At 66.4% G+C, this 20,764-nt stretch carries 21 protein-coding genes; 17 read left to right on the top strand and 4 right to left on the bottom strand.

Annotated features, from left to right (window positions below; genetic code table 11):
- Window positions 1-265: 265 nt before the first annotated feature.
- The 4 genes from ABZ806_RS35145 to ABZ806_RS35130 all read left to right on the top strand — a co-directional run bounded on the left by ABZ806_RS35145 (window position 266) and on the right by ABZ806_RS35130 (window position 2,705).
- Window positions 266-1,126, top strand: a complete 861-nt coding sequence (locus ABZ806_RS35145) for a helix-turn-helix domain-containing protein (protein WP_500221897.1) — start codon at window positions 266-268, stop codon at window positions 1,124-1,126.
- Between the two features lie 10 nt (window positions 1,127-1,136).
- Window positions 1,137-1,349 (top strand): DUF397 domain-containing protein, encoded by a 213-nt coding sequence (locus tag ABZ806_RS35140; RefSeq protein WP_500221894.1) that lies wholly within the window; start codon window positions 1,137-1,139, stop codon window positions 1,347-1,349.
- A gap of 601 nt (window positions 1,350-1,950) precedes the next feature.
- Window positions 1,951-2,382: an ATP-binding protein gene (locus tag ABZ806_RS35135; protein ID WP_500221892.1), complete on the top strand. Its 432-nt coding sequence runs from the start codon at window positions 1,951-1,953 to the stop codon at window positions 2,380-2,382.
- A 62-nt stretch (window positions 2,383-2,444) separates the two neighbouring features.
- Window positions 2,445-2,705 carry a hypothetical protein gene (locus tag ABZ806_RS35130; RefSeq protein WP_500221890.1) on the top strand — a complete coding sequence of 87 codons (261 nt, stop codon included), beginning with the start codon at window positions 2,445-2,447 and terminating at the stop codon, window positions 2,703-2,705.
- 52 nt (window positions 2,706-2,757) lie between these two features.
- Here ABZ806_RS35130 and ABZ806_RS35125 read toward each other — a convergent pair whose 3' ends face one another.
- Window positions 2,758-3,378, bottom strand: a complete 621-nt coding sequence (locus ABZ806_RS35125; protein WP_500221888.1) for a hypothetical protein — start codon at window positions 3,376-3,378, stop codon at window positions 2,758-2,760.
- A gap of 280 nt (window positions 3,379-3,658) precedes the next feature.
- On the opposite strand from ABZ806_RS35125, the gene ABZ806_RS35120 reads away from it, so the two are divergent.
- The 5 genes from ABZ806_RS35120 to ABZ806_RS35100 all read left to right on the top strand — a co-directional run bounded on the left by ABZ806_RS35120 (window position 3,659) and on the right by ABZ806_RS35100 (window position 9,910).
- Window positions 3,659-4,654, top strand: coding sequence for a LuxR C-terminal-related transcriptional regulator (locus tag ABZ806_RS35120; RefSeq protein ID WP_500221886.1), 996 nt, complete (start codon window positions 3,659-3,661; stop codon window positions 4,652-4,654).
- A 28-nt stretch (window positions 4,655-4,682) separates the two neighbouring features.
- Window positions 4,683-6,479, top strand: coding sequence for a S9 family peptidase (locus tag ABZ806_RS35115; RefSeq protein ID WP_500221883.1), 1,797 nt, complete (start codon window positions 4,683-4,685; stop codon window positions 6,477-6,479).
- A gap of 8 nt (window positions 6,480-6,487) precedes the next feature.
- Window positions 6,488-7,729: an MFS transporter gene (locus ABZ806_RS35110; protein ID WP_500221881.1), complete on the top strand. Its 1,242-nt coding sequence runs from the start codon at window positions 6,488-6,490 to the stop codon at window positions 7,727-7,729.
- A gap of 67 nt (window positions 7,730-7,796) precedes the next feature.
- Window positions 7,797-8,789: a response regulator transcription factor gene (locus ABZ806_RS35105; protein WP_500221879.1), complete on the top strand. Its 993-nt coding sequence runs from the start codon at window positions 7,797-7,799 to the stop codon at window positions 8,787-8,789.
- A gap of 557 nt (window positions 8,790-9,346) precedes the next feature.
- A complete protein-coding gene (locus ABZ806_RS35100; RefSeq protein WP_500221876.1) occupies window positions 9,347-9,910 on the top strand; it encodes a hypothetical protein in 564 nt (187 codons plus the stop codon).
- 207 nt (window positions 9,911-10,117) lie between these two features.
- On the opposite strand, the gene ABZ806_RS35095 is transcribed toward ABZ806_RS35100, so the two are convergent.
- Window positions 10,118-10,327, bottom strand: a complete 210-nt coding sequence (locus tag ABZ806_RS35095) for a hypothetical protein (RefSeq protein WP_500221874.1) — start codon at window positions 10,325-10,327, stop codon at window positions 10,118-10,120.
- 243 nt (window positions 10,328-10,570) lie between these two features.
- Between ABZ806_RS35095 and ABZ806_RS35090 the strand changes: the two genes are divergently transcribed.
- From ABZ806_RS35090 to ABZ806_RS35055, 8 genes are all read left to right on the top strand, one after another.
- A complete protein-coding gene (locus ABZ806_RS35090; RefSeq protein WP_500221872.1) occupies window positions 10,571-11,053 on the top strand; it encodes a plasmid mobilization protein in 483 nt (160 codons plus the stop codon).
- Between the two features lie 87 nt (window positions 11,054-11,140).
- Window positions 11,141-12,946, top strand: a complete 1,806-nt coding sequence (locus tag ABZ806_RS35085) for a relaxase/mobilization nuclease domain-containing protein (RefSeq protein WP_500221868.1) — start codon at window positions 11,141-11,143, stop codon at window positions 12,944-12,946.
- 132 nt (window positions 12,947-13,078) lie between these two features.
- Window positions 13,079-13,372, top strand: coding sequence for a hypothetical protein (locus ABZ806_RS35080; RefSeq protein ID WP_500221865.1), 294 nt, complete (start codon window positions 13,079-13,081; stop codon window positions 13,370-13,372).
- Between the two features lie 29 nt (window positions 13,373-13,401).
- Window positions 13,402-14,286, top strand: a complete 885-nt coding sequence (locus tag ABZ806_RS35075; RefSeq protein WP_500221862.1) for a DUF2637 domain-containing protein — start codon at window positions 13,402-13,404, stop codon at window positions 14,284-14,286.
- A complete protein-coding gene (locus ABZ806_RS35070) occupies window positions 14,283-16,445 on the top strand; it encodes a toprim domain-containing protein (protein ID WP_500221858.1) in 2,163 nt (720 codons plus the stop codon). Before ABZ806_RS35075 ends, ABZ806_RS35070 begins: the two co-directional genes overlap by 4 nt.
- Before the next feature lie 203 nt (window positions 16,446-16,648).
- Window positions 16,649-17,167 (top strand): hypothetical protein, encoded by a 519-nt coding sequence (locus ABZ806_RS35065; protein ID WP_500221856.1) that lies wholly within the window; start codon window positions 16,649-16,651, stop codon window positions 17,165-17,167.
- 21 nt (window positions 17,168-17,188) lie between these two features.
- Window positions 17,189-17,485: a superinfection immunity protein gene (locus ABZ806_RS35060; RefSeq protein ID WP_500221854.1), complete on the top strand. Its 297-nt coding sequence runs from the start codon at window positions 17,189-17,191 to the stop codon at window positions 17,483-17,485.
- A 682-nt stretch (window positions 17,486-18,167) separates the two neighbouring features.
- The gene (locus ABZ806_RS35055) at window positions 18,168-18,767 is read left to right on the top strand and encodes a hypothetical protein (RefSeq protein ID WP_500221852.1); all 600 of its coding nucleotides are present in this window, start codon (window positions 18,168-18,170) and stop codon (window positions 18,765-18,767) included.
- A 311-nt stretch (window positions 18,768-19,078) separates the two neighbouring features.
- On the opposite strand, the gene ABZ806_RS35050 is transcribed toward ABZ806_RS35055, so the two are convergent.
- Both ABZ806_RS35050 and ABZ806_RS35045 read right to left on the bottom strand, forming a co-directional pair.
- Window positions 19,079-20,104, bottom strand: coding sequence for a thiopeptide-type bacteriocin biosynthesis protein (locus ABZ806_RS35050; RefSeq protein WP_500221850.1), 1,026 nt, complete (start codon window positions 20,102-20,104; stop codon window positions 19,079-19,081).
- Entirely contained in the window at window positions 20,086-20,691 is a 606-nt protein-coding gene (locus ABZ806_RS35045) for a lanthionine synthetase LanC family protein (RefSeq protein ID WP_500221847.1), read from the bottom strand. Before ABZ806_RS35045 ends, ABZ806_RS35050 begins: the two co-directional genes overlap by 19 nt.
- Window positions 20,692-20,764 lie beyond the last annotated feature (73 nt).

Below are 20,764 nucleotides of genomic sequence, written 5' to 3'. Positions count from 1 at the left end.
GATCTCACTGCGGCCTGTGTCGGCGCGCGTTTGGATCTGGAAGGCGAACACCGGGCTCTGGGCACCAGGCGTCCTCCGCTCCGGCACTGTGCCAGAACCGCCTGGTTGCTACCTTTTCGCCGTTTTCGAGAAGTCATTCAAAGTGGCCGTAGAAGCCGGTGCGCATCCGGCGAGTGAGACATGACGCGGAGCCTCGGTGTCTCGGTAGGGTGACATTCCTTGCTGTGTGACATTCTAGCGGTTGGGACGTGTGGAGGGCGGCTGGATGATCAGTCCGTATGTGCGGCGGTTGCGGCTTGCTGCGGAGTTGCGGGAGCTGCGGGAGCACGCAGGCGTCTCGGCGCAGGACCTGGCCAAGCGGTCCGGGGTGTACCGACAGATGATCAGCAAGCTGGAGAACGCGCACGTCCCGCCGAGCCAGGAGGACGTCCAGAGACTGCTGGAGACCTTGAGTGTGGAGGGTGACCGGTGGACGCAGCTGGTGCAGATCACCTCGGAGGCGGCGTCCCATGGATGGTGGGAGTCGTCGGGCATCGGGGAGCGGCAGGCGCGGTTCGCCAACCTAGAGGCCGGCGCAGCGGTGATCCGGGAGTACCAGCAGAACTTGATCCCGGGGCTGCTGCAGACCGAGGAATTCATCTCGACGCGGTTGGCCAACAGCGAGCTGCCGTTGCCCTCGGACGCCGAGGTGGGTGGTGTGCTGAAGGGCAGGGTGGGGCGCCAGCGAATGCTGCATCGCTCGAACGGCCCGGCGTACGAGGTCATCCTGGACGAGATGGTGCTGCGGCGACGGTCGGTTCCGCCAGAGGTGTTCCGGAGGCAGATCGAGCGCATCATCGAGCTGGCGGACGAGAAGGAACAGTTGACGGTGCGAGTGTTGCCGGTGGATGCCGAGATCCCCGGCTACAACATCCCTGAGTGCTCGTTCTCCATCTACAGATACCCGGACAGCGGTGACCCGGTCGTGGTCGGCCTGGAGGCGGTGGCCACTGACCTCGTACTCACGGACCAGGAGCAGACTGGGCAGTTCGAGATGGTGTACACCGGTTTGGTGAGCGCGGCGCTTTCGGTCGAAAGGTCGCGCGAGATGCTGGCGCAGGTAGCAAAGTCCCTGCCATCTCGTTAGGAAGACGATCATGAGCGGTTCCGAGCGCTACACCGGGTGGCGCAAGTCCTCATACAGCGGAACGGGCAACAACTGTGTCGAGGCTGGACGGGTCTGCGGCCGTTCGGACGTCGGTGTGCGGGACTCGGCGCTCGGCGCGGACGGTCACGTGCTGGAGTTCAAGGCGGGGGAGTGGGGTGCCCTCATAGCCGCGATCAAGGAAGGGCTACACCGCCTGCCGTAGCCGACGAGTGCTTGTCACCGCGTAATGTCACCGGCTTGTGGACGGGACTGGGCACCGCACCAAGAAGATCGTCGTGCCGTCCTGGTGGACCCCACCGAGGACGCCCGCGCTACCGCGCGGGCGCTGCGCGACGAGTACGACCAAGGTGCGGCACGGCTCTTCGAAGGCTTGCATCTCGACGACCTCGCAGCCTCACCAGCACGGTCGCCCCCTGATCGCCCGGCATGTGGGCGCTGCTATACCGACAAAAGCCTGCCGCCAGAACTGACATCTCCTCGTCGCTTCAGAGTGGGAAGAGCTTGTTGCGGAACACCCGTTTTGTGCGCATTTGCGTAACGGCCTCTTTGCGTACTGTCACGGAAACCCTTGCCCGACTGAGTGAGACAGTCGCATACTCGTGACTGTCACGAGGACGAGACTGTAAGTAGCCAGATGCTCCCCAACGCGCTTCTGGCTGCGTCTCTTCTCCCCAGCGATGATCAGGCAGGAGTTCCGAGAGATGTCCATATCCACTGCCGCCGTCCGGCGTCGCCGGGCGGTTCCGGCTGGTAGCCGGCCGCCTGACCATGACGGAGGTGAGGACCACCGCGACAGCATCGGCATGGCTGCGTTCTCCACTTCGATCCCCCTCGTGCGCTCCTTTGCGCGGGCGAAGCTGGCTGCGTGGGGGTTGGAGACCGCCCACGGCTGGGAGTGCCAGCAGGTCCTTTCGGAGATGGCCACGAACGCCTTCGACGCCAGCGGCCAGCCGGCTCCCGTGGACCTGTACGCCTTGGACGACCGCACTTTGGCGATGATCCTCGTTCAACTCCGCATCTCGGCGGGCCACCTCATCGCCGAGGTGCGCGACCCCAGCGACGCACGTCCCGAGTTGGCCGCCGGTGGCATCGACGATGAAGGCGGGCGAGGGCTGCAACTGGTCGAAGCCCTGGCCACTGAGTGGGGCTGGTACCCCATCGGTACCGGTGCCACGGTAACCGGCAAGGTCGTCTGGGCGTCGTGGCTGCTTCGTCCAGACACGGACGCATCGTGAGTCGGTTCCGGCTCTCCCTGCGGCGACGCGGCGGCAAACGGCGATCATGTGATCCACCCGCGGTGTTGGCGCTGCTGCTCCCCGACGACCTGACCGAAGGCGAGTTCGCCGACGGGATTCAGCGGGCACTTACCAAGTCCCGGGATGCTCTGGCCGACCAGGCACGGCGCAATGCCGACCTGGCCGACCGGGAGGAACAGGACGAGCTACACCGCGCTTACCTGATCGGCGGATCGCACGCGTTCAGCGACGCCGCTGCCCGTATCGACGCTTCCGTCGCCGACGTCTTCCAAGTTAGGGACCAGCGTCCGGACCTTCGCTGAATAGTGTGGGTCGGGGACGAGCGTTCCCTGGCCCACACCGAACTTGCCGCTTTCAGCTTGGCGAGCCGAATGCTCGGAGCCTGGCGATCGCCTGGGCGCGGGTGAGCAGTTGTAGATCGCGGTCGGGCGGGCGCCAGGGGCCGTCGGTGTCGATGAAGTGGGCGGGGCCGTACGGCCACGGCCCGTTGAACAGGGTGATGAGGTCGGTCGCGCGCTGGCTCTCCAGCGACTGGTGGACGACGTCGGCGTCCGCTCCCGGCGTTGCCAGCCACAGGACTGGAACCTGTTCCTCCGGTCCGGCAGTAGTGGTGCGCGGAGGCATGCTCTCAAGATGCTCGATCGCCTCCTCCAAGGTGTCGGTGACGCGCAGGACGGAGGCGAAGCGCGACGAGAGGCCGACGGATGCGGCGCCCAGCAGGCGCTCCAGGTCGGTGCGCGCGATGACGACATCGCATCCGCTCGTGCTGCCGGTCAGGGCGTCGACCAGTACGGAACGCAGCAGGCGCTGGGCGCCGGGACCGATGACGCCGGCCCCCTGCGGGTGGCTGAAGGCACGTGCCAGGAAGGGCTCAGGGACAGGCCTGCGGCATTCACGCGCGTTGCGTCTCTTGATGGTGATGCTGGTAAGCCGACGAGCCAGGGGCGCGTGGGTGGCGTTGCGCAGTCGATTCATTCTCACTCCGGGTCGATCGGTGGCGGGGGCACCTTGATCAAACCGGGTTCTGCGAGGTCACGGACCTGACCGAAACGCCTCATGGTGGTAAGTGACCAAGGCTCAGCAGTCCGATCCATCGGAGCTGGTTCCACGGAAACCGCTACGCCAGTGGGCCCGGAGCCGCAGCGTCGGTAGCCGGGCGGTTGATGGCGACTCTGCTCATTGACACCAAACGCTCATGCGCCATTCTGGCGACGCTGCTCACTTGCATCGATACTCTCTGTCACGGGAGGTGTGAGTGAGCACGGAAGTTGAACAGACAGCCACCGGCCTGCTGAGGGGGATCGTCGCCGATGAGTTGCTCGGTCCCTACACCCGGCTGCTTGCGTCGGACGGCTGCCTGCCATCCGAGGCCGCGGACGTCCTCGGCGGGCCACAGATCGTCGAGGCGTTGAAAGAGACCGGGCTGGCCTATGTCATGCCGCTGGGGCTGGCGGTCTCCCCGCGTCTGGTCGCGACCGCTCCGGATCTGGCTTTGCAGGGAGCACTCGCGGCCCTGTCCCGCAAGCTGGTCGCCGACCAGCAACGGCTGCTGGACGGTCAGCGCCGCATGGTCGAAATGCATCCCTTCCCGGGAGTCATGGAAGGCCAAGCCGACCAACTGGTGCGCATACTCACAGACCGCACCGAGATCACCGACACCTCCCGCTCACTCCTCGGAACGGCACGGCGCCACTGGCTGACCCTGGAGAACTTCGCCATGGAACGCCCCTTGGAAGAACTGGCCGGAATGCCGCCTCTTCCCACTTTCGAAGGCAACGTCGCAAGCCGGACCATCTACCAGGCGTCCTGCGCCGAAAATCCCGTTGGCATCAAGATCATCAAAATGCACACCGGAGCCGGCGAAGAGGCCAGGATCCTGCCCAAGATCGGCATGAAGATGAAGCTGGCCGATGAGGCGGTCGCCTTGCTGCCGCTGACCCCGACCGGACTGCCCGGCGCGCTGCTGATCAAGTCCCCGGTGATCGTCGCTGCGTTGCGCGAGTACTTCGAACTGCTGTGGGAGCGTGCGGTCCCGCTCGGCGACACCGAGCCGGAGATGCCGCTCAAGCCGGTTCAGATGTCGATCCTTCGGATGCTGGCGCAGGGAATGACCGATGACGGGATCTCTCGGCGGATCGGTATGAAGACCAGCAGCGTGCGACGCCACATCAGCACCGTCGGAAAATACCTCGGCACCACCAGCCGCATCGCAATGGGCGCCGCGGTAGCCCGACGCGGCTGGATCGACTGACACCTACCCCATCTGGAGAGCAGCAGCGATGCCTGACTACGTGGACTTCGTCCCCACCGAACGCTTCCGAGGGCAGGTAGCCCTGTCACTGGACGCCGAGACCGTCGCTTACTGCAGCAACGCCGCCGGGTCCTTCGACCTGTGGACGATCCCGGCCGCTGGCGGGACGCCGCACCGTGTGACCCAACTCGAAGGCCAAGCCGTACGGCAGATCACGTGGTTGCCGGACGGTAAGGGCCTGGTCTTCGCCGCCGACCGTAACGGCGACGAGCAGTACCGCATCTACCGCATCGGCGCAGACGGGCAAGACCTCACTGAAATCAGCACGGGCCCCGACTGCCAGCGGGTCCTGGCAAAGGCCCCGTTCGATGCCCAAGGCCGGTACCTGTTCTACGCGGCCAACGACCGCGAATGCACCGTCCAGGACATCCTCATTCGAGATCTGGCCGACGGCACCGAGCGTCGCATCATCCCTCCGGACGGAGTCAACTTCACCCCGGTCCGCGCTTCACCGGATGGGCGGTGGCTGACGGCCGCCGGCGCCCGGTCCAACACCGACATCGCTACATACCTCATCGACCTCACCAAGCCCGATATCGAGGCCGCCTGCGTGACCGCCGAGTACGGAAACGGCTACTTCGTCCCGGGGCCGTGGACACCGGACTCGACCGCCTTCTACCTGTGCACCGACATGTGGGGCGAGTTCATCTCCATCGGCCGATACACGCTGAACAACGCCTCCCTGACACGCATCACCAGCGACAACTGGGATGTCGAGCACATCGAAGCCGCCGGCGGCATCCTCGTCTGGTCCATCAACCAAGGCGGACGCTCTGTGCTCCGTGCCAGCCGAAGCGGCCCGGCGTTCACGCTCGCGGACATTCCGCAGGGAGTCATCGATGCGATCTCGATCAGCCCGAACGGGGAAAGGATCGTCCTGGAGATCGACTCGGCGACCCGGCCCAGCGAGATCGGAGTACTCGACCTGGCAGCCGGTTTCCGATACCTCACCGACGCCCGCCCACCCGCCGTTCAGGTCGTCGAGCCCGTCCAGCCTGACCTGATCACCTACCCGGCCTCCGGCGGACGCCACGTCCACGCCCTGCTCTACCAGCCGCACACGCCCGGCACCCATCCGGTCCTGCTCTCCGTGCACGGTGGCCCCGAGGCCCAAGAACGTCCTGATTACGCCTACTCCGGCCTCTACCAGTACCTCCTCCACCACGGCATCGCAGTGCTGGCACCCAATATCGCCGGCTCCACCGGATACGGACTCACCCACCAAAAGCTCATCTACCGAAACTGGGGCGGAATCGACCTGGACGACCTCGACCACGCCGTCCGCTTTCTGCAGACTCTCCCCGGCATCGACGCCGACCGCATCGCTGTCATGGGCGGCTCCTACGGAGGCTTCGCCGCGCTGTCCTGCCTGTCGCGGCTGCCGTACCAGTGGGCGGCCGGGGTGTCCTTCTGCGGCCCGTCCAACCTGGTCACGCTCGCTCGGGCCTGCCCACCCACCTGGAGACCCACCGTGGACGCCGTCCTGGGCAACCCGGACACCGACGCCGAACACCTCACCCGCCGGTCCCCGATCACCTACGCCGACGCGATCACCGCACCACTGCTGGTCATCCAGGGCACCCATGACCCGCGCGTTCCCAAGGACGAGTCCGACCAGATCGTCGCCAGACTCCGCGCCCGGGGCATTGACGTGCGCTATGACGTCTATCCTGACGAAGGCCACGGATTCACCAACCGCAGCAACGAGATCAAGGCGTTCGGGGACATCGCGCAGTTCCTCCTCACACACCTGACAGGGAAGTAGACGACTTCGTGGCTGCTCTCCTGTCGCCGCTCGCCCTGTTCCGCGACCCGACCGTGGCGCCCCTGTTCATCTCCCGCGTCCTCTCCAGCGCGAGCGTGGGATTCGGGCAACTCGCCCTCGCCTGGGGTGTGATGAATCTGGGCTACGGGGCCCGAGGGCTGTCGTTGGTCATGGCCTGCAACGCGTTCCCGGCCCTGCTCATAATCTGCGGGGGAGTCGCCGGAGATCGCTTCCGCCGGCACCACGTGCTTATGGGCGCCGAGACCTTGGCCTGCCTGTCCTGGCTGGCCATCGGGGCGGCACTCTTCACCGGACGAGCGCCCCTGGCGCTGCTGTGCGTGCTGGGCGCCATCGGCGGCATCGCCACCGCCATGTTCCTCCCCACGCTCCGTGGCATCATCGCCGATCTCCTCGACTCGCCGAACCGGCCGGCAGGGAACGCGCTGGTCAACCAAGCGCAATCCGTCGGCCTGCTCATTGGCCTCATTTCGTCCGGAGCCATGGTCACCGCAGCCGGGCCAGCATGGGCGGCCTCCATACGAGGCATCCTGTGCGGACTGAGCGCCGTGCTCCTCAGCCGACTGACTACTGCCCGTCCCGGCAAACCTGCCGCCGGGCCGCTGCAGGACCTGCGGGACGGATGGCGCGAATTCGAGTCACGCCCATGGTTGTGGATCATGACCCTGCAATACACGGCGATCACCACCGCGGTTGTCTGCTACACCAAGATCGCGGGCCCCCTCTACACCAGCGACGGGAACGGTGACGCCTGGGCCTGGGGAGTCATCCGCGCTTGCGAACCCCTCGGCGCAGTACTGGGTGCATTGCTCGGCGTGCGGTGGAAACCCGGCCGAACTATTCCGGTGGCTGCGCTACTGCCCATCTCGGTGGCGTTGCCCATGCTCCTAATGGGAAGCGCAGCACCTTGGCAGTGGATCGCCGTCGCCGCAATGGTTCCCGGAGTACTCCAAGCCGTCTACTACGTCCTGTGGACAACCACCCTGCAAGAAAGGTTCGCCCTGGAAGTGCTCGTCCGCGTCAACAGTTGGAACATGGTCACCAGTTACGCCCTCATGCCGCTGATCATGCTGGCGTCCGGACCACTGGCGGGCATCTTCGGGCACGAGGCGCTTGCGCTGTGGTCAGGAATCACCGCGGTCATCGCAACACTTTCCGCCCTGGTCGCCCTCCGTCTGATCTCGCAGAAAGAATCCAAAGTGGAAGTTGAAGTGCAAGAGGCTATGGTGTGAATCTCTTATTGCCCTCAAGGTATCGGAGATGAGCGTCCGTTCAAAGCACTTGATTTGGGGTTGCTGCATGCGTTCTCTCGAAGAGAAGGCAATTCGATTGCTCGGCGGAGTCATAGAAGGAGAAATGCTTCATCTCTATCTACGACTTCTCGCCATGGGCGGATGTCCGGCCGAAAAGGCCGGAGATCTCCTCGGAGGAACAGGCGGGGTGAGCAGCTTGGTTCGTGCCGGGGTGGCCCACCTCCGCGAACCGGAAGCAGATGAGTCATCCCGTCTGATGCCCGTTCCAATGGATGTGGCGCTCCAGCACACCCTTGTTGGCCTGGCCAAAGAGGCGCTGATCGACTACGAGAGGCTGCTGGGTGGATATCAGCGCATGTGCAACTTCTCGGCATCTACGAGCGTTGCGGCGGACAGTGCGGTGGGCCAACTTGCGCAGCTCGTCGTCGATAACGACGAAGTTAGCAGGCTGACCAGCACGGTCCTTGGCTCAGTTCAGCGCGAATGGCTGACTTTGAGCAGCCACGCGCCGACAGTGGACGGGATCGGCACCGTCGAGCCTCCGTCCCCCGTGCAGCGCGGCGTCCGGTGCAGAGCGATCTACGATGCCGATTCCTTGGAGGAGGAAGCCGCGCGCCACAAGTTGGAGGTGATAGCTGAGACGGGAATGCAGGTTCGAATCCTGCCCCGAATTCGAATGAGCCTCAGACTCGCTGACGAAGCGTTCGCGCTCTTGCCCCTCACTTCGGCTGAGACGGCCGGTGCGCTTCTGGTCCAGTCGCCGGTGACCGTCGGCGCACTCCGAGAATACTTCGAACTACTCTGGGAGAGGGCAATCCCTTTTGGTGGAACTGGACGCAACAGCGAAGGATTCCCAGAGATCCATATACAAATTCTGCGCCTCCTTGTGCAGGGTTGGCCAGACGATTCCATCGCGGAACGGGTGGAGGTGAGCCTCACCACCGTACGGCGGCATATAAAAACCCTTCGAGAGAGCCTTGATGCCCAAACTCGCTTCCAACTTGGAGTAGTCGCGGTGCAACAGGGCCTGGTGGATTGACCCAATCGAGTGGATTGACCCAATCGATCAGGCTGTTTGCTGGCGGCCATCGAGATCCGGCCAACGTGGAGGAATGGGCTGGCGAGCTACAGTGCATGCTCCTGGCGGAGGGTTCTCCGAAGTCATTTAAACCGCTATCTGCGTTCGCGCGACGCGGCTGCACGTGCTGAGGACCGGCGGCACCCAAGTCCTGGCGTGGGCCTGGGGGCAGTACAGGCGGCTACTGGGCCGGCTCCCTACCGGGACGGGTCTACGGCCTGTGAGTCGCCGGACGTCTGGGACGGATGTCCGGCCGGACGCCCGTGGCCGCGAGAGCCTGACCGGTCACCGGCTCCCCGGGCTACCTGCCGTATCCACGTGCCGGGGTACTCGCAGCAGACGCTGTGCCCCGGCACGGGAACGGAGGGCGACACGCCGCCGAGGACACTGGCGTCGATTACTTATAGTTGACAGAGTGGGTGAGAGCAAGTCTTGAAGCATCTGCTTCATGATGACTGCCGTTGCAAGAGGGGAGTGCTGCATGGTCGGATCCGTTTCGATGATGGAGATCAACTCACGTGAACGATCACGAGTCCGGTACCGACGAGGACATCGAGCGGCTCGCCGGTGAGCTGCATGAGCGCGTTCGAGCCCTCAACCACCTGACGCAAGGCTCGCCGGGACTTAGCGAGCCGACCGCCGCCTACACGGTTCTGGGGAATCTGGCCCAGACCTCTTTCCGACTGGCGCAGACCGCCGACCAGATCGACGCCTTCCTGACGCGGGAACTCGACGCCGGCCGTCTCAGGCATGATCGCGGTGACGATCCGGTGCCCACGGTCACGACGGCGCATGACGCGCTCGGGCAGGCGACGGGACAGGCCGCTGACCTCGGCGACAGCTTCCGTAGAGCAGCAAGTGCTCTTGCTCCCATCCAAGCCGTGGACGCCTCTGAAGAGCCGTCCCTCGGCCACAGAACCACGGCCGATCTGGATGATCGGGAGGCCGCGCAGATACGGCCCGCAGGTGAGGACTTCCCTCGCCCGATCGGCGACGTTCTCCCGGGATCGAACCCCGGCGAGGACATTCCACCGGAACTCCGCTCACCGCCGCAGCCACCGCATCCGCGGCGCGGCCGGTAACCGATTTCGGCGAGCGGCTCAGGTGGCCTAGACCGTGGTGTGAGCACTGGTCTTGGGAGATCGCGTCGTCTCATGGCGCTGGGCCGGTATCGTGCCGAGCCGTGATGCCGTCTCTCTGGCGGGCGAGTTGTTCAAGGACGCCGTAGTCGGCAGTTCTAGGAGCGCTCGCCTGGCCAGAGTGCCGAACTTGGCAGATCCGTTTCGCAATCACTGCCCATCGGCCGGCTCGTCCAGGTCATTGGGAGTCAGGCGAGCCCGGGCGGCGGCGAGCCATTCGGCGTAGTCCGGGTGGAAGGTCCACGGCAGCGTCTTGACCAGCGTTGCCGGCGATCCGGTGCGACGGCCTCGCACGGCCGAGTCGTCAACGATGCGGCTGAAGTCGGCTATCTGCGCCCGCTCCAGCCCGCCCGAGAGCACCAGGGACTCCTCGTTCGAGAGCCTGGGCAACTCGTCGTGCTCCCATGACCACAACCTCGCTTCGCCTGTTGGGGGAGTGCCGGAGCGCACTTGTGCTCGCGTCCGTCCATGGGACGCGAACCGTCCGCCGGGGCTCGCCGACGTGGGGGCAAGTAATGGCGTAAGTGACACTTGCAAGCTTCGGACCGGGCGCGGTCCGAAGCGAAATAGGGGCAGTTCAACCAGCCTGAACGGAGGCGCCAAGTGGCGTTTGGCGGTCATGAAGGTCCCCGGTCTGAGGCGCAGCGAGAGGATGGAGGCGGACAGCGAAGTGGTCAGGGGCATCGTCGGCGGCGGTTGCGCGGGCAGCGGCGAAGCGTGGGGGTGCGAATCCCCCTGAGCGAGGAGGAGTACGCCGCGGTCCGGGCGGCGGCCGAGCGGGTCGGCATGGCGGTCAGCGCTTATGCCGGCGAGGTCACCGTCGCCGTCGCCATGCAGGCCGATCCGCCCCGGTGGTCACCATTGACAGAGCTGCTAGGGGAGGTGATGCACGCTGCCGGGCAGGCCCGACGCATCGGCATCAACCTCAATCAGGCCGTTGCTGCCCTGCACTCGACTGGTCATCCCGCCCAAGCGCTGGAACAGTACGCGCGGATCGCGGCGGCCTCGACGCAGAACATCGATGGAGTGGCCGAGGAGATCAGGAGAGCTCTCCGTCGCTCCACCATGCCTAGGTCTCGCCAGTGAGGCCGAGGTCGATTTCCCACGCTCGGTTGATTCGATACTTGCAGCCGTCATGGGGCTGATTCACCGGATGTGGCGCGGCGGGGCTGCGTGATCGCCAAGGTCATGCGCGGTAAGCGCGTACCGGGCCTGATCCGCTACCTGTACGGGCCAGGACGCCGCAACGAACATCGTGATCCACATATCGTCGCGGGCTTCGATGCTCCGGCAGCGCTTGAACCAACCATAGGAAGGGACGGGCAGAGGGACTTCCGCCGCTTGGACGCTCTGATGCGGCAGCCGCTGGACTTGCTGGGTGAGCGCAACCACCCCAAGCCGGTGTGGCATGTGGCTGTCCGGGCGCATCCAGACGACCCGGTGCTCAGTGATCGTCAATGGGGGGACATCGCCGCCGAGATCATGGAGCGGACCGGGCTGGCTCCATCCGGCGACGATGAAGCCGTCCGCTGGTTCGCGGTCCGGCACGCCGACGACCACGTCCACATAGTCGCCACGCTGGCCCGTCAGGACGGGACACGGCCCAGCGTGTGGAACGACGGCTACCGGCTCCGTGCCGCCTGCCGCGCGGTCGAGGACCGTTACCGGTTGCGGCGGACGGCCCCGGCGGACCGGACGGCGGCGCGGCGGCCCAAGCGTGCCGAGACCGAAAAGTCCCAACGCGTCGGTCGGACGGAACCGGCGCGCAGCGCGCTGCGGCGGCATGTGGTCACCGCGGCGGCCGGGGCCCGAAGCGAAGTCGATTTCTTCGCCGCTCTGGCGGGTGAAGGGGTTCTGGTTCATAAGCGGCACAGCGAACGGATCGTCGGCGCAGTCACCGGCTACGCCGTCGCACTGCCTGATGACGTGGGGCCGTCCGGACGGCCCGTCTGGTTCGGCGGCGGGAAGCTGGCCGGCGACCTCACACTGCCCAAGCTCCGACGCCGATGGACTCCGGAGGATGTTGATCGTCCGGGGTCTCGTCCGCTGTCTGGACGGCACCTGTCGGCGCGGACGGCGCGCGCCCTGGTGCGGACGACCGTCCGCCGCGCGGCGGACGAAGCCCGGACGACCGGCGAGTTCCTCGATCTGCTCGAACGGCAAGGGCTGCTGGTGCGGCGCCGCTACAGCCGACTCGATCCCGATCAGATCACCGGCTACGCCGTCGCGCTGCCCGGCACCGAAGAGCCCACCTGGTATAGCGGTGGGCGGCTCGCCGACGACCTCACGCTGCAACGCATCCAGCGACGCTGGGAAACCCCGACATCGGACACCGGCCGTGGTCCCGTCGCCCAGGCATACGATCTCACGCTTGAAGAGCGGCAGGCCTTCTATGACGATGCGGCACGGGCGGCTGCCTATGCCACGTCTCAGATCCGCCGGCACCTGGCCACCGATCCCTATGCCGCCGAGGACGCGTGCTGGGCGGCGTCGGATGCTCTGCATTCGGCCGCCAAGGCGACCGGCAATCGGCACCTGCGCCGGGCGGCCGACGTCTATGATCGCGCGGCCCGCGCCCCGTACGGCCGCATCCCGCGTTCCACCTCAGCGGGGAACGCGTTGCGTACGACGGCGCGGCTGCTGACCCTGGCCGGTGTCCAAGACCGCACCACGGTCTCCGTCCTCCTACTCGTCAGCCGCCTGCTGACCTTGCTGGAGACGATCGCGCAGATCCGCCTGCTCCAGCAGCGCCAGGCGCAGGCCGATGCCGCCCGCCGCGCGCGTCACCACCTTGAGCAGGCGCAGGCCGCCCCGGGCCCGCAGCCCGGATCCCACCCGGACGCGTATCGGATTCCGTCGCAGGTCCGCTTGGCCATGGCCGGGTTCCCCAGCCCGTGGGCTCCCGGCCCCGGCGTTGGCCCGACGACTCCGCCGCGCAGCGTGGGACGTCCGCAGGGCCCTCGCCGCCGCACCCCGTGAGAGCGCTCCTAAGCAACAACACGCCGAGTCGCACTCTGTAGTTGACCAATCTCTCGGTGTGATGCATCTTCCTGATCAAGGATTTTAGTTGATGGACGTGCCGCTCCATCGGCTGACGACACCGGGGGAACGATGACGACGCAGGGGATCACCACGCAGGCTGAGCTGGCGGAACGACGTGCCCGCCTCCTCCGGCTCCACTACGAGTTGCGGCGCATCGGTGTCCGCGTCCGAGCGCGCAAACCGCGCAACGGACGGTGGCGCCTGCGCATCCGCCACAACGGATGGTCCGAAACCGTCCTGTGCGCCGGCGCCGAGGGCACCTACGCCTACGTCACCGCCCACGGCCGCCTGCTCGGCACCGCCGACGAGGCCCGGTACGTCGCACGCCTGCTGCTCTGGATGGTGGAAAGGCGCACCCGGTGACCACCCCGCACCCGCTCCAGGCACCTCCAGTGCCCAAGGACGCAAAGCGGTGGATGCCGCAGCCCGCGGCCGTCAAGTGGGTCACCACCGCAGTCACTCCCCTGATCGCGGCACTGGCCGTCCTCGGCGGCCTCGGATCCTTCACCACCATCCGGCAGGTGGCCGAGCCGCACTTCGGCAGCCTCGCGTGGATCGTCCCGATCGGCATGGACGTCGGCATCTTGATCCTGCTGGCCTGGGACCTGCTGATGGAGTACCTGGACCTGCCCTGGCCGGTGCTGCGCTGGGTCGCCTGGGTCTACATCGCCGGCACCGTCCTGGTGAACGTGTCCGCCGCGCACGGGAGCCTGGCCGGCAGTGTGATGCATGCGGCGATGCCCGTCCTGTTCATCACGGTGGTCGAAGGCGTCCGGCACCTGATCCGCCGATGGGTCGGGCTCACCTCCACCAGCCGCATCGAACGGATCCCGGCCACCCGATGGCTCCTCGCGCCGGTCTCCAGCCTGCTGCTGTGGCGACGCATGATCCTCTGGCACATCACCGAATACCGGCAGGGCCTGGACCTGGAGCACCGCCACCTGCTGGCCGTCTCCCAACTCCAGCAGGACTACGGCCGATGGTCATGGCGATGGCGCGCCCCGCTGGCCGACCGGCTCGCCCTCAACCGGATGCCCGCCCAGCCCTCCCCGAGTCCATCCGCTGATTCCGACACCGCCGAGGAGGCCCGGCAGGACGAGCAGATGATGGCCATCGCCCGGCAACTCCAACACGAGGTCGAACGCCAAGGAGGCCGGCTCAGACGGGACCGGCTCGGCCGCCGCCTGCGCGAGTCGGGCTTCACGATCGCCAACTACCGGCTCACCCAGATGATCGCCGCAGTCCGCGAAGAGACGGCCGGACGGGAGGCACCATGACCGCTCCCAAAGACGAGCAGATCGCCCAGGCGCAGGAACAGCAGCGCCGGCTCGACGTCCTGCAGGGGATAGCCGACCACGCTGTCGCCGCCCTCGCCGACGGACGTCTCCCCTGGGACACCTGGCTGACACACGCCGGCCGGCACGGACGGTACGGCTTCACCAACACCCTGCTCATCCCGGCCCAACGCCCCACCGCGACCGACGCCCGCTCCTACGACACGTGGCAGAAGCAGGGACGGCAGGTCCGCCGCGGCGAGACCGGCATCCGCATCATCTCCACGCGCGGAAAGCCGCGCACCGTCTTCGACATCGAGCAGACCGACGGCCAAACGATCGAGAAGAACGAGTGCACCCCGGCCGAAGGCCTGCAGCGGCTGTCCCGACTGGCCGCCGACCTCGACTTCTACATCGACCGCGGACAAGGCTGGACCTACCTCGGACGCCCAGACCGCCGCATCCAGGTCCCACCAGAACTGGACGAGACCGCAGCGGCATCGTTGCTCGCTCACCAACTCGCCCACGCACTGCGCCCCGGCGATTATCTCGACACCGCCGGTGCGAATTCCATCTCCTGCCACGGCGTGCGCCGGGTCCTTGCTGACTCGGTCGCCTACATCGTTCTGGCCGACCAGGGATTGCCGATCGCGCACCTGTCCTTCCCGTCGGTCCAGCACTGGGCCGGGACCGACGTTCGCACCGACTCACTCGCCGCCATCCGCGCGGTGGGAGACCAGATCGTACGCACCAGCACACGGCTCCTGCGTCAGATACCCACCGTCACCCTGGTACCCGACCCGGCCCCGTGTCCGGTTACCGCACCAACCGAAGAGGCTGCTAGTCCGCAGATGGCGTGGAAAGAGAGCACAGCCCGGCAGGCCCGACGTTCGACAGGCGACTCCCTTCCCCAACTTCGAGCCGCGCTCGCCGACGCTCACAACTTCTATCGAGGACAACTCGACGGAAGCTGGGGTGTCCGCTATCTCACTGGCCGCGGCTTCAGTCCGGCGGTGCAGCGGCAATGGGAGATCGGGCTCGCCCCGCGATCCCGCTGTGCCCTGCTGCAACACCTGCGCGCCTTGGGACACAGCGACGAGACACTGGTCTATGCAGGCCTGGTGAAGCAGAAAGACGGGGGAGAACCTTTCGATCTGCTTTGGGACCGGGTCCTGCTTCCGCTCCGCGACGTGGACGGACAGATCGTCGGCTTCATCGGCCGCCGTCGTGACGTAGCCCAAGGCCCGAAGTACCTCAACACTCCCGAGACGGACCTCTTCCACAAGAGCGAGGTTCTGTTCGGTCTGCACGAGACGCGCGAGCAGCTCGCAGGCACGGCCCGCCCGCTCCTGGTCGAAGGCCCGCTCGACGCGATCGCGGTCAACACGACCATGCCGGAGACGTATGCCGCGGTCGCTCCCTGCGGCACAGCGATCACATCAGCCCAGGTAAACGCGATCGCCGGTCACACAGACTTAGACGCATCCGGACTCGTCATCGCGCTCGACGGCGACCCCGCTGGACGAGCTGGAGCGATTCGAGCCTGGCCCACGCTCCATCGCATCACCACCCGCCTCGAGGCAGCTGTGCTACCCCAAGGCCAAGACCCGGCGGAGTTGCTGACCCCGACGAGTCAGTCGGCTGTCCGCGAGGCGCTACTTTCCGTAATGCCCCTGGCTGACCTGGTGATAGATGAGAGAATCAAGAGGTCCGGAGGACAACTCCAGTTCATCGAGACCCGGCTGGCCGCTGCTCGTGCCGCCGCCGCTCTGATCGCCGAGCTGCCTCCCGACCAGATTGCCCGGCAAGTCGTCCGCGTCGCCGCCACGACCGGCATGCCCGTTGCGGAAGTCACTGGCCTCGTCACTTCGGTGATCAGCCCGGACCCGGACACAGAGACCTCATTACAGGAGCTTCCCAGCCCCGCCGAGCGGGAACCCGGCACCCAGCGTTCATCCCGCACCCCCTCACCCAAGCCCACCAACAGGAGGACCACATGGCCCAGAATCACCCCGACCCGATCGCCGAAGGACTCCACCACAGCGGACAACGACTCGTGCAACTCGTATCCGCAGCCGCCGCCGGCCAGCAACTCCTCGCACAGCGCAAGCACCGGTTGCAGGCCGCTCAGCAGGCCAGAGACCGGAAGGCCGAACAGGTAGAAGCCAAGGCTCGACGGGCAGCCCTGGCCGAAGCCCGCCCCCGTTGGGGGCGCGCCCACGACCGGGAGTGGCTCCGCCAGGCCAACCTGCTGCACGTCGCCGAAGCGTGGGGAGCCGCCGTCCCGTACGCCGATGGCAACGTCTCCGCAGCCCTCGCCGTCCGCCGATGCGAGGAGCAACTGCGCCGCCTGCACCCCCACGGGATGACCCACTACGACCGGCTGCGCAGCGAAGGCAAGGAGCCGTTCGACGCCATGGCCGAAGCCGCCCCGTTCTTCACCCGCGACCCGAACATCAGGACCGGCGACCCGGCACCCTCGCGCGGACAACTCCCTGAAGGCACCGGCACCGAATGGGCCGCACGCGTCCACGGCCCGGACCGTGAGGAGTGGGAACAAGCGCGCCAAGTGCAGCGCGCCGGCCAACTCGCCGACAAGCTACGGACCAAGCTTCGCCGCCAGGGACGTGAGCCCCAGCCCGCGGAACTGCGCAGTGTTCTGGAAATCACCACGAACCTGCCAGAACACATCATCGCCAAGGCCGTCCCAGAAACTCCGCGTTCGCATCCTGACCGGGGCACGGACATAGCCGGGGCGGCTGAGGACTTCCCGTTCTCCATCGACGAGGCACTCGAAATGGCCGAAAAGCAGCCTTTCGAAACCCCGTCTGGACGCCGAACGTCACCCCAGGCCACCGACCGCAACCGACGACGGAACCTCTGACCGAACGGACGGAACACGATGATGACCGCAGTCCTGCACAGTATCTACTTCTGGCTTGCGATGATCGGACTCCTCGGCTTCCTCGCGGTTCTGCCGACCCTCATCGCCCTGGCCCGCGGTGTCGATGACATCGCCATCGTCATCCTCTTCAACGTGATCTGCTGCACCACCGTCTTCGGCTGGCCCATCGCCCTCATCCTCGCCATTAGATGGCCCCGCCGCGATCCGCACAGGTCATCGAGCCTCGAATACCGCCCGCCAGTGCTCCCAATGGACCAGCCCTGGGGCCGCCCCAGTCGGCGAGGCCCGTATGTGTGAGCACACGGTTGTCGGCGGGTCGGCGAGTGCGAAACGTGAGACGGCCACCCCCTCGCGCGGCCGTCGAGGGCGGAGACCAAAGCGGCCGATGCGATGGGCCTCTGTCGTTGTCAACTCCGCACTTCTCGTCGGTGCCGTCGCCCTTCCCAATATCTCCGCGCAGAAGAACACGAGCGTGGTCGCCGTCCGCAGCATCGCGACTTGCTCTCCCATAGGACCGGTCGCCAGCCGATACGTGGACGGGAAGAAAGCCTGCAGCCGCGCCCGCAAGGAGGTCTTGCAGAGCCTCCGAACCGGCCGTGCACCGGACTGGGGCAACGTCATCCGCGACTCCGTACCGAAGGCGTCCGAGCACCCTCGTGACCACAAGCCCACGAAGCACCAACGCCAACAGGCCGAGCAATACCGGACGAGCCGACCCCCACTGGGCGCGACCTTCGCAACCCCACGGGCCCGGCCAACAAGCAGAACCAAAACGCAGCCATCACCAAGCGGGCCGTCTGCTACCGCGTCAGCGGCGTTGAAGGAGCCTCAACAGGCGCAAATGCCAACCCCGATGCCGCGCATTGCCCCACCCCGCCGACCACTGTGGCTAACCACCTCGGCTGCCGCCATCGCGCTACTGGCCCTGCTCACGGTTGCCGCCTCCATGGACAAACGTCGGCGGACCATCCTCCTGACGATGAAGTCGGCGCTCACAAACCTGAAAAGAGGCTTTCGTCGCAGAGCCCGAGCAATGCCTCCAACCACGACCGATCACATGGCGCCTGGGAGAACCCTCATCGCCTCCGTCCTCACGAAGGGGGCCTCTCTGACCGGCCCAGAAGCCGAAAATGCCGCCCGCTGGATAGCCATGGAGATCCTGAGCCGCCGCCAAGCTGTCTCCGCTGAACTCGTCCTCAGCCGCCCTGACGCCTGGCACCTCTTCGGCATGGACCTTGGCACCCTGCAAGAGGATCGAATCCCTGGCCTCATCCTCACCGACGACCGTGAGCAAAACCGCGTCATCCTGACCCAGCAGACCTCCTCTCGACGGCTCCTCCTCAGCTACGGCAACGAAGGCCAAGACCTCACCGGCGGACGAGGCCGAATCCCCGTGCTGTCCATATCGCCCCGCGCGGACGGGACCTCGAGAATCCCAGCCGATGGTGCGGTCACAAGCACCACCCACCCGTCCCCAACCGACTGTCTACCGCTGCTGACGAGGGACGACGCCTTCAACCTCCTCATGTCGATGCCGACACGCGCTGACCGGAGTCAAAGACTGATGACGGTTGGGTGACTGGATGGGCCGGTGGCGGGCGTCTCCCGGCGACATCGCCAGGTAGCTCCAGATCGGCGGGTTGACCGTCGTCGGCCGCGACAATCGAGACGCCGCCATGCGCAACCGGTGCGCACCACGTACAACACCGCGTCCACGGTCTCGCGCCGCGAGTGCTTCTCCCCGACGGCCGTCGCTGCCGACCGGAGGCAGCGGCGGCTCCGCCACCGCCCGGTCAGGTCCGAGGGGTAACACGGCGCCCGGGCCATCGCCACACCCTGCACGAAGCAGCACACAACATCATGCGGGCACACCAACCGAGAACAACCTCCTCAAGCACGCACTGTGAGCGAACCTCTGTCAGGCGCGGACAAGAATGCGGCGGCGGCAGCGCGCGCGAGTATGCCTTGGGTTGTTGCTGAGAGGCCGAGCCGGTTCCAGTGAAAGATCACCACGTGGGTGAGTACGGATCTCAGCCCCCGATCGAGCTGGCCTGCGGCGGCAGCGGCGCCAAGTCGTTGGCCTGAGGCGCGGAAGGCGTCTCGCCAGGCAAGGGCGGATTCGGCTGGGCCGCTCAGGGTGAGTATCGGATCGGTGGGTTGGGCGGCGATATTGATGAGTGCGCGGACGTTGTCAGCCAGGTTGTCGGCAGCGTCGGGGGAGATGGGATTCGGTGAAGGTGGGCGCAAGCATGCGACCCGGTCGAAGACATCGCCGTTCTCGAACCAGTCGAGTCCCGCACCTTGTAGAAGAGCGTAGAGAAGGATGATCGACAGTTCGCGGCGGCCGACGTCTGAGGACTCGTGACGCGCATAATTCAGGACACCTTGGCTATCGGCGCAAAAGACGTCATGGACGATCCGCATCGCCTCGGAACCGCCGAAGGCGGCGTACTCGGGTTCGTAAATCGACGTCCGCCAGCGCTTGATCAACTTGGCCAGAGTGAGGTCGGTGAGCGCTTTGACGATCTCCTCGTGGGCGTCGGCGGACAGATTGTCCGGAGTGGCCGTGCTGCGTAGTCGTAGCCGCCAGCAGGGGTGTTTGCGGAGGAACCACCAGCCGACGATGACGCCGTGGCGTTGCAGTGCGTCCAGGCGCGGTCCGAGTTGAGCTGCCGCGATGCTCTCGGCCTGCTCCCAGTCGGGGAACTCGATGAGGAGCTGGCACCAGCGTTGCTCGGTGTGGCGCTCCAGAGCCGCGTATCCGGCGGCCATGTACACCTGGACGGCTTCGGAGAGGTCGGCCGGGTCCAGGCTGTGACCGGTGGCGGCGGCGTGAAGATCCGTTCCGGCCAGGACGGCGAGCGCGCCGGACGCGAGTTGCGAGGGCCCGGCTTCGGTTAGGTGATCAGCAAGCATCTGTCCCATCCGGTCCGAGGCGGCGCGATACTTCGCGTGGTGTCCAGTACCAGCTCTACTCCGGCGTGTCCGGTCAGTAATCCGGGGTCAAGGCGCCCTGGGGGAGTGGCATCACCGGTGAGCGCTGTGGCCAGGGCGGGTAGTCGCTGGAGTAGGGCTGGATCGCTGCTGTCGTGAGCAGCTCGGTAGATGGTCTGGTAGAGCCCGGCCAGGCCGTGGCAAATCCCCGGTGCGGTGATTCGGGCTAGGTTGCGGTCAGTCAGGGTCGCCAGCAGTGCCCGTTCGGCGGTTCGCTGACGTGCGGTGTCGCCAGTGGCGAGGGCGCCGAGTTGAAGCGCGCGCGCGATGCCGGCGCTGCCGTAACACCACGACGGCCGTCCAGGAGTCTGTTGGGCGGGGCGGCCTGTGCGTAGTTCGGTGCGTGTGATCCACTGCGGCCACCATGGACCGTCAGGGGAGTCCTGCCGCCAGCGTTCGAACCAGTTCGCCAGGTGGTCGATTGCTTCGTGTTGCTGGTCGACGACGTGACGGTTATGGGCGGCCAGGGCCAGGAAGGCGAGGATGCTCGCCGTTATCTTCCGCGTCAAGTCCCTTATGCCAGGTAGCGCTCTTGCGTTTGGTTAAGGCACGTGAGCCACGTCAGGAGAGAAGGCCATGCTG

The sequence above is a fragment of the Spirillospora sp. NPDC047418 genome, assembly GCF_040643275.1.
In the GTDB taxonomy this organism is placed as follows: Bacteria; Actinomycetota; Actinomycetes; order Streptosporangiales; family Streptosporangiaceae; genus Spirillospora.
This window is presented reverse-complemented; position numbering and strand designations above follow the sequence as displayed.

Excerpts from the sequence above, each read along its gene's own strand:
- ABZ806_RS35145 (WP_500221897.1), top strand. The coding sequence starts at position 266 with ATGATCAGTCCGTATGTGCGGCGGTTGCGGCTTGCTGCGGAGTTGCGG.
- ABZ806_RS35140 (WP_500221894.1), top strand. The coding sequence starts at position 1,137 with ATGAGCGGTTCCGAGCGCTACACCGGGTGGCGCAAGTCCTCATACAGC.
- ABZ806_RS35135 (WP_500221892.1), top strand. The coding sequence starts at position 1,951 with ATGGCTGCGTTCTCCACTTCGATCCCCCTCGTGCGCTCCTTTGCGCGG.
- ABZ806_RS35125 (WP_500221888.1), bottom strand. The coding sequence starts at position 3,378 with ATGAATCGACTGCGCAACGCCACCCACGCGCCCCTGGCTCGTCGGCTT.
- ABZ806_RS35115 (WP_500221883.1), top strand. The coding sequence starts at position 4,683 with ATGCCTGACTACGTGGACTTCGTCCCCACCGAACGCTTCCGAGGGCAG.
- ABZ806_RS35105 (WP_500221879.1), top strand. The coding sequence starts at position 7,797 with ATGCGTTCTCTCGAAGAGAAGGCAATTCGATTGCTCGGCGGAGTCATA.
- ABZ806_RS35080 (WP_500221865.1), top strand. The coding sequence starts at position 13,079 with ATGACGACGCAGGGGATCACCACGCAGGCTGAGCTGGCGGAACGACGT.
- ABZ806_RS35070 (WP_500221858.1), top strand. The coding sequence starts at position 14,283 with ATGACCGCTCCCAAAGACGAGCAGATCGCCCAGGCGCAGGAACAGCAG.
- ABZ806_RS35065 (WP_500221856.1), top strand. The coding sequence starts at position 16,649 with ATGACCCACTACGACCGGCTGCGCAGCGAAGGCAAGGAGCCGTTCGAC.
- ABZ806_RS35060 (WP_500221854.1), top strand. The coding sequence starts at position 17,189 with ATGACCGCAGTCCTGCACAGTATCTACTTCTGGCTTGCGATGATCGGA.
- ABZ806_RS35055 (WP_500221852.1), top strand. The coding sequence starts at position 18,168 with ATGAAGTCGGCGCTCACAAACCTGAAAAGAGGCTTTCGTCGCAGAGCC.
- ABZ806_RS35050 (WP_500221850.1), bottom strand. The coding sequence starts at position 20,104 with ATGCTTGCTGATCACCTAACCGAAGCCGGGCCCTCGCAACTCGCGTCC.